Origin of the sequence: Rouxiella sp. Mn2063 (genome assembly GCF_049319665.1) — a bacterium.
In the GTDB taxonomy this organism is placed as follows: Bacteria; Pseudomonadota; Gammaproteobacteria; order Enterobacterales; family Enterobacteriaceae; genus JBMOUD01.
Genome location: NZ_JBMOUD010000032.1, coordinates 1 through 7,062, shown reverse-complemented (window position 1 = coordinate 7,062; position 7,062 = coordinate 1). Strand labels below are relative to the sequence as shown.

The window sequence follows — 7,062 nt, the reverse complement described above, 5'->3', positions numbered from 1 at the left end:
AGCCAATTTTTAACTCACTCATTACGCCACCTGTTTAGTTTTGTCGCCGTAGCGATTTGCCCATTCAATTGCCAGCCGAGATTCATCAGACCAGCTAACGCCCTGCTCCGCTCCGAATGCATTCATTAGCTCGATTAAGTCGCGCATTTCTCCGACCGTCATCTTGCTAGTTGATTGCCCCAGCACGACGAAGCCACCATCTATCCCCGGCACTGTGACCTGTTTTTTCAGCGCGGCAGTGAAAACATGCTTCCAGCTCTCCGAGTCCATCTTTCGCTCATACCAAACTACCTGCTCGCTGATATCGCGCAGGGTTGCCCAGAGCTTAGCGTTCTGGTCAAGGCTTCGGGTTGCTTGCTGGATTGTAACGAGAAGAGGTTTTTCGGTGCTGAGCGGGAGGCTGTCGATGAAGTTTTTCAGGTTCTGGCGTATTTGCGGGCTTCTGAGATAGAAAACCTGTTTATCCACTATTTCCTCCGATTATTTATCCCGGAACATAAATATCTTCAGTCCAGACCTTGTGGCGATTTTCAGCGTGCTCCCATCTTTTAGCTCCTCGAGATTGTAAGCATCGTAAAGCTCGTTAATCGCCTTCTGCTGCCTTGATTCTTTTCTTCGATTAGTCCACTGCTTGAGGAAAATACTCATTAGCCACTCGCCAGTTTTGGTCATGACGTATATCCAACCAAGAGCAGTTAAGGCCACGATTGCATAAGCTGATATATCTGTCATAACTCCTCCGGTGCAGGGGCTGCGGCTAGCATCGCCTTATAAATAACTTCGTGATGAATAGAAATCATGTCGCTATCGTCATCGAATGATGCGTCTTCACAAGTTACTGCGGCTTCCATCATTTTGAGTGATGGCTCAACTGGTACCAGCTTCCAACCACCTGGAATTACCGGCTTATCTTGCTTATCAGCATGAATAAAAGGCATACCCTTCTCTGAATTGATTCTCGAAATCAGAGTGTCAATTTCCTCTTTGGTGCTTTCACCAAAATTTACAATAATGGCCCTACGCTTAGCAGCCAGCGCGATTCTTGCTAGTGCTGCTAACTGATTTGATGGAATGCTAACTGATGACCACGTTTCTGCATCGCTAATCAGCCCCTCAAGCCTCTCAACACTAAACCGCTCTAAATCGTTGATCATGATTTCGCCTTTAGTTTATGTGGGTAGCGCTTAATAAAGTCTGATAATGCTATGCAGGATGATTGCTGAGAGTCGCCAGATGTAAATACCACAGTGTGTCCTCGTCCGTTTTGGACGATACATTTGACGTTGACTCTCATTTCATATGCGTTATTCAAATCTGACTGGTAGCTCTTTCCTATCATTGCCTGTCTGGCTTTTTGTGTATGAATCATGATTTCACCTAACCCAGTATTTGGTTGACTTAGCCGCCTTTTTCCGCTGAAGCCTGTTTGACTCTTCCTGCAATTGATCGCTCAGTTTTTTGGCGAAAATAGGCGCGGACTCTGCCTTACCTTCCATCCAGTTGCGGGCGTTTCTCAAAGCGTCATCTAACTTATCAATAAGGCTTTCAAGAATATTGATAGTTGTGAGAATGACAGAAGCAAGAACCATGTGAGGGTTGCAGACAACCACCGCGATTATTTTCAAAGTGCGTTTCACATTCATGATTTCACCCTCAGTCCTGCTGCTGTGACTCTAACCTTGCATTGCTCTACAGTGACGTTGTGTATTGCTGCGAGGTCTTTTCTACTGAATGATTCATCAGCAAAATAATCTGCTGATTTACGCTCTGGCAGCTCAATTTCGATGCTCGCTATAGCTGCCTTTTGTGCTGCCTGCCATGCATCCCAATAGCAGTTAACAAGTTTGCTGTCTGCTAGCTTTAAGCTGAATACTTCATTGTTAAACCACGCTTCAAACTCTTCACGCTGTTTAGTTGTGTCCATCTGATTTCTCCTGATAGATAATTTTGAGATTTAGCTTTTCAGCCAGTGCGTGTTCCGCTCTTGCGCCTGCAGATTTTTCCCAGCCCTTAAGCATGTAAACGCAATCTACGCAGCGAACCATTGCTATGCAGATATCCATGTATTCACGCTGCTCAAATCCGTCTGGCAGAATTGCTGGGCTTAGAACTGAGTGACCATCTAGCTTTAATAATGTACGCGCCACATTGAATTCGGGACGATTAAAATCAGGCAAGCCACTCATTGGCCCTGAGATATAAATCTTCACTTTTCAATCCTCAAATTTCGGCAATAAAAAAGGGCTGCAACGATAGTCAACAGCCCGGCTGATAGTTCGATGATGTAAGCTGTCATGAGTCCACCCTTTCGAAACTAGCTAGCGTGTGGCGGACTGTTCGGATTTTCAGATCTTCATACATCATCCAAGGTGCCTCGCCGGGGATTTCATCACCTGAAATTTCTCGCCCATCAGTTTCGTATATTCGCCCAACGACAAATATCGGGTGTAGATGTGATGTTATGCATTTTACTTTCATATCAATTGCTCGTAGCCCTCATCTCGCTCTAGTGATGCAAGGTAAATAGCCCAGTCATCATAGAAAACATCATTTAAGTTGCAGCCAGCACCCCAATCTTCTGAGGCCCACTCTGCGTAAATCGCTGCAAACGTGTTAGCGGGAAGCTTGCGCAGATAATCAAACCGAGCATCAGACTCGCGGCGCTCTTGCTCTCGTACTTGCCGTTTAATCCATTCACCGAGCATTAGAATTACCTCCAAGCCCAAACTTAGCGCGCAGCTCTGCAATTTTGCTCATGCCAGTGCTGTTGGCGATCGCCCGCTTTACGTCGAGCGTTGGCAGTGTGGCTTTCTGGTCTTGCTTATTTTGTTGATTATTCAAGACTTCACCTTTCGCCGATAGCTGGCCCAGTCAAAGTTAATCCACATACCGCTATCCATGGTCATTCTGTCCATGATTCGCTCACCCAATAATTCACGAAGTGCCGGGGCGTCGAGATTGGTCAGCATTCCCACCGACTTCTTGCTTGCAAGCCTCCGATCGACAATCTGGAACAGCACCACGCCCTCGTTTGTGTTACCTCGCTGTACGCCAATATCGTCAAGCACTAGCAGGTCAACATTGCAGAGATCATCCATCAATTTGGCCTCTGTCGTCTTTGCGCCGTCTTGGTAGGTTTCACGAAAGCGCATCATTAGGTCTGGTACTGTGACGACCAATACCGACTTGCCAGAACTCAGAAGCTGATTGCCAATTGCCGCCGCCAGGTGATTCTTACCAGTGCCACAACCTCCGCTGAATATGAACCCTCCGAAGCCGCTGCCAAATCGGTTGGCGTATGCTTTGGATTTTTCCAGCGCGTGGCGTTGGCCGGGTAATTCGGCGTTGTAGTTATCGAACGTGCATGACTGGTGTAGCTCTTGAATTCCAGAGCGGCCTAAGACTTTCTGTAGTCGCGTTAACCGGTTTTGCTCGGCAATGCGCTGTGAATCTATTCGCCCCTGCTCTAGCTGCCATGCCATCAACTCCTCAGCGTTTTTAAACTTTGGCTGAGTACCGGCAGGCATTGCAGCTTGCAGGCGTCGCATTACGTCTAACATGCTCATACAAAGCCCTCGGGTATGTAATCCATTGGTTGACTAACACCGGCAACACGACGTTGATTTCCTCGTGCAAACTGACTGCCGCCTTGCTTGTTTTGGTAGTTCAGCTTGGCGCTTAACGTGTTAAACCAGTTTTTGGGCTTCTCGTTGGTAAACTCGATGTCAATGCGCATGAGTTCGCTTTGAAGATCGATATTTCTGAAAAGCGCTCTCCAGCGATCGAAGTCCTTCTGGTTCAAACGAATTACATTTCCCTCAAAGGCGTACTTACTAGCCATTTGATGCACATTTCCATCGTCGCTTGAATTATCTTGTTGAGCATCTGGGCAAGCTGCTTCAGCGGCTTGGGTGTTATTCTCTTCTTCCCTTTCCTTTCCCTTCCCTTCCGTATCCTTTCCGTCAGTGAGCACTACATGAGTAGTCACTGAGTGCTCACTGAATTCAAACTTTGGGATGTTAGAGCTGGAAGGCCTATTTATCTTTTGATGCTTATTAAACCCTTTAATATTCAAGTAGCTAATATCACTCACTGAGTATTCATTGAGTACTCCGTGAGTAATCAGCTCTTTTATTAACGGCTCACAGTCAATAACGTCAGCGGGGAAGATCTGCATCTTGATTCGTTTGGGTGAGTTAACGAGATTCCCGTTGTCATCAGCAAAATTGAACATGCCGATGAATAACAGTCTCGCGGGTATCGAGCATTCAACGACTTTTTCATCAGTCCAAATCTCAGGTTTTACCGTTCTTATTCTTGCCATTAGGCGGCCTCATTAAGTTGTTTTGCAGCCCATAAACCAGCGATCCATTGAATTCCCTTTGGCGTGAATTTCACTTGAGTGAATGCATGACCGTTGTTCTGATTCTCACCCGTTTTAAGAGTGAACCGATCGGCGTCGATATGTTGAGAATATGGCGTTAACTTGCCGGCAAGCAGGTACATGATTTCGCTATCCAGCAGGAACTTGCGGAAAGCGTTCTCTTTGATGTGAAGCAGCTTGCATGTCTCTCGGAAGCCAAGAGAACCAGAAGCGTTAACGTAGCTATCAACGAACTGAATTTTTGGTGCCGCGATAGCTAGCTGATTCTCTAGCTGCTGCTTCTCTTCTGCCAAGTCTGCCGCCAGTCGCAATGCTTCTGGAAGTGTTTGAGGGATGCGAGATTGATTCTCTAACTCCTGCCAGCGATCAACTAAACGAGCGGTGAACTCAGGTGATAGCTGAGCAACGACGATGTAGCTATCTCGCTTTCCAACTTGGTAATTTGATACTGATTGCCCCAGCTTATTCTTAACTTCCACCATCGGTGGGAGTTGAATTACGCCTTTTTCCGCCAGCCTTTCGATTGTGCGCTTAACGCTGTCGTGGCGAGACTCCACCAAGTCAGCGACCTCTTGACTGCTCATCGTCTGGTTTACTACTGTTGATAAACTCATGTATAGTTACCTCATCAGAAGTTAAGTGTGATTTGAGAATCCTCAGCTGTTCGCGCAGATGGGGATTTTTTCTTTGTGAGAACCTCCGCAACTTGCTTGGCTAATCTAGCCAAGTCATCGTCAACTACGCCCCACTCAAGAACAGCTAGAAGCATTGAAAACTTCGGCAGCCAGCTCTCTTTCCATCGTGTTATCTGCGACCGGTCAATGCCGATGGCAGCGGCAATCTCTGCGCTTCCCTTCATCGCAATCTTGTTTAGCAGCGCAGATTCAATTTTCTGCGCTTGAGTGCGTGTCTGTGTACGTTCCATCTGTGATACTTCCTAGTGTTAAGTGTTTACGTTAAACGTGGCAATTCCGTGGAGTGCCACTGTTGTTATTCCCTGGTATTCCAAGGGAGGGTTAGCGATGTTAAAGAGCGGTTATTCTGTACTGCTTATGCTGCTTGTTTGTTTCTTGGTGGGAATAACCCATCAAGATTGATTCTGCTTCCCAGTTTTTTCATCACTTTTACTAAGTGACGACATGAATCTAAGTCTGGCGCTCTACTTCCGGCTTCATAGTTACCAAGCCGGGATTGTCTCCAGCCGCAAGCCTCAGCTAGTGCAGCTTGAGTGATGCCAAGCTTTTTTCTTTCGCTTGCAATGTTGTTCATAGTGCTTCCTTTATAAATCACTCAAGCACTATTAAACACAATTTGTGATTCGATTTCAACACAATTCGTGAAAAGAATTTTTACACGCTATGTGATAAAACTATCAACATGAAAACTAATGAAAGCATTGCCGACCGCATCAAGCGGATAAGAGAGGCCAAGAGCCTCACTCAAGGGGCTCTAGCCAAGCTGTGTGGCTGGGCCTCGCAGTCACGCATTGGGAACTACGAGTCAGGAACCAGGAGTGTTAGCGTTGATGATGCTTCTGTTATTGCTAAGGCGCTCGGAGTTAACGTAACGGAGCTATTATTTGGCGATCAGTACGTCGGTGATTACAAGCCGGGGAAGAGGTATCCATTATTGAGCTGGGTTAATGCTGGGGCTTGGGGCGAGGCTCATGAGCTGAAGGATATAGAAGAGTGGTATGAGTCTGAGCAATATGTCGAGGGTGAGGCATTTTGGCTTAGGGTTCAGGGTGACTCAATGACATCACAAACCGGCGTAAGCGTTCCTGAGGGATCGGTCATCCTTATTGATACGGGAAAGGAAGCGCGAAGCGGTAACCTGGTTGTTGCTAAACTGGTAGACTCCAACGAGGCTACATTTAAGAGGCTGGTTGTTGATGGCGGCCAGCGGTATTTAAAAGCTTTAAACCCAGCATACCCGGCAATTCCCATTAACGAGGGGTGCAAGATAATCGGGGTGGCTGTGCAATCAATGAATAGACTCATCTAGATATAAATCATAAACCTACACAACCCGCCTTTGAGCGGGTTTTTTATTACCCTCCAAAAAATATTTTCCCTTTCCTTTCAATGACAACACGCATTGTGTTTAATTATTATCACAAATCGTGTTGACTGATAAAACACAATATGTGATTATCTACCCATCGAAACGAAACGACCCGCTCGATATGCTCTTTAACAATTTAGCTCCTGTGAATACACAGGCCAAAGTGTAAGTGCTTTGGGATTGGATGAATGCGCAGGCTGATGCGCTCGGTAGCGGATGTTGCCTTAAATGGCACTTGGTGAGCCGCGTAAAGTTGACGATGCACCACGAGCCGATGGGAATCGGTAAGCCGACATTCTCAGCGTCGGCCATCCAATCACCAAAGCACTTAACTGGAGATTAGCAATGAACAGAAATCAACGCCGCATGGCTGCATACAACGCACGTAAAGCAGCTGAGAGCATGAAAGATGTGAAGCTACAGAAGAGTATCGGAATTGCGCTGGCTGGATGTTCTAGCCGAGTTTACAAGGCTGTTAATTCAGCAGCAGCAAGAATCAAGACTGAGGCAAGTGCAGATAACATTTGCCTGCCACAAGTCGCCATCTACAACGCAGGTCATCGCAAGCAGTCAGAAGTGATGACTGCTCGATAAGGAGTGAGAGATGAGTAAAG

15 protein-coding genes are annotated in these 7,062 nt (G+C 46.5%); 2 read left to right on the top strand and 13 right to left on the bottom strand.

Annotated elements, in window-relative coordinates; translation table 11 throughout:
* Positions 1-21: 21 nt before the first annotated feature.
* From ACL9RG_RS22505 to ACL9RG_RS22445, 13 genes are all read right to left on the bottom strand, one after another.
* Complete coding sequence (locus ACL9RG_RS22505) at positions 22-468, bottom strand: recombination protein NinB (protein WP_422794879.1); 447 nt, start codon at positions 466-468, stop codon at positions 22-24.
* 12 nt (positions 469-480) lie between these two features.
* Positions 481-732 carry a DUF4752 family protein gene (locus ACL9RG_RS22500; protein WP_422794878.1) on the bottom strand — a complete coding sequence of 84 codons (252 nt, stop codon included), beginning with the start codon at positions 730-732 and terminating at the stop codon, positions 481-483.
* Positions 729-1,154, bottom strand: a complete 426-nt coding sequence (locus ACL9RG_RS22495) for a hypothetical protein (protein ID WP_422794877.1) — start codon at positions 1,152-1,154, stop codon at positions 729-731. Before ACL9RG_RS22495 ends, ACL9RG_RS22500 begins: the two co-directional genes overlap by 4 nt.
* A 219-nt stretch (positions 1,155-1,373) precedes the next feature.
* The gene (locus tag ACL9RG_RS22490) at positions 1,374-1,643 is read right to left on the bottom strand and encodes a hypothetical protein (protein WP_422794876.1); all 270 of its coding nucleotides are present in this window, start codon (positions 1,641-1,643) and stop codon (positions 1,374-1,376) included.
* Positions 1,640-1,924, bottom strand: a complete 285-nt coding sequence (locus tag ACL9RG_RS22485; RefSeq protein ID WP_422794875.1) for a hypothetical protein — start codon at positions 1,922-1,924, stop codon at positions 1,640-1,642. Before ACL9RG_RS22485 ends, ACL9RG_RS22490 begins: the two co-directional genes overlap by 4 nt.
* Entirely contained in the window at positions 1,911-2,210 is a 300-nt protein-coding gene (locus ACL9RG_RS22480; protein WP_422794874.1) for a DUF4406 domain-containing protein, read from the bottom strand. The genes ACL9RG_RS22485 and ACL9RG_RS22480 overlap by 14 nt, the downstream gene beginning before the upstream one ends.
* Before the next feature lie 264 nt (positions 2,211-2,474).
* Positions 2,475-2,705: a hypothetical protein gene (locus ACL9RG_RS22475; RefSeq protein WP_422794873.1), complete on the bottom strand. Its 231-nt coding sequence runs from the start codon at positions 2,703-2,705 to the stop codon at positions 2,475-2,477.
* Complete coding sequence (locus tag ACL9RG_RS22470) at positions 2,695-2,841, bottom strand: hypothetical protein (protein ID WP_422794872.1); 147 nt, start codon at positions 2,839-2,841, stop codon at positions 2,695-2,697. Before ACL9RG_RS22470 ends, ACL9RG_RS22475 begins: the two co-directional genes overlap by 11 nt.
* A complete protein-coding gene (locus ACL9RG_RS22465) occupies positions 2,838-3,566 on the bottom strand; it encodes an ATP-binding protein (protein ID WP_422794871.1) in 729 nt (242 codons plus the stop codon). Before ACL9RG_RS22465 ends, ACL9RG_RS22470 begins: the two co-directional genes overlap by 4 nt.
* Positions 3,563-4,324: a hypothetical protein gene (locus ACL9RG_RS22460; RefSeq protein WP_422794870.1), complete on the bottom strand. Its 762-nt coding sequence runs from the start codon at positions 4,322-4,324 to the stop codon at positions 3,563-3,565. Before ACL9RG_RS22460 ends, ACL9RG_RS22465 begins: the two co-directional genes overlap by 4 nt.
* Positions 4,324-4,998, bottom strand: coding sequence for a phage antirepressor KilAC domain-containing protein (locus tag ACL9RG_RS22455; RefSeq protein ID WP_422794869.1), 675 nt, complete (start codon positions 4,996-4,998; stop codon positions 4,324-4,326). Before ACL9RG_RS22455 ends, ACL9RG_RS22460 begins: the two co-directional genes overlap by 1 nt.
* 14 nt (positions 4,999-5,012) lie before the next feature.
* Positions 5,013-5,309: a CII family transcriptional regulator gene (locus tag ACL9RG_RS22450; protein WP_422794868.1), complete on the bottom strand. Its 297-nt coding sequence runs from the start codon at positions 5,307-5,309 to the stop codon at positions 5,013-5,015.
* Positions 5,310-5,434: 125 nt separating this feature from the next.
* Positions 5,435-5,653: a helix-turn-helix domain-containing protein gene (locus ACL9RG_RS22445; protein WP_422794867.1), complete on the bottom strand. Its 219-nt coding sequence runs from the start codon at positions 5,651-5,653 to the stop codon at positions 5,435-5,437.
* 108 nt (positions 5,654-5,761) lie between these two features.
* Here ACL9RG_RS22445 and ACL9RG_RS22440 point away from each other — a divergent pair, with 108 nt between their 5' ends.
* Entirely contained in the window at positions 5,762-6,388 is a 627-nt protein-coding gene (locus ACL9RG_RS22440; protein ID WP_422794866.1) for a LexA family protein, read from the top strand.
* Positions 6,389-6,793: 405 nt separating this feature from the next.
* Positions 6,794-7,042: a hypothetical protein gene (locus ACL9RG_RS22435; protein ID WP_422794865.1), complete on the top strand. Its 249-nt coding sequence runs from the start codon at positions 6,794-6,796 to the stop codon at positions 7,040-7,042.
* Positions 7,043-7,062 lie beyond the last annotated feature (20 nt).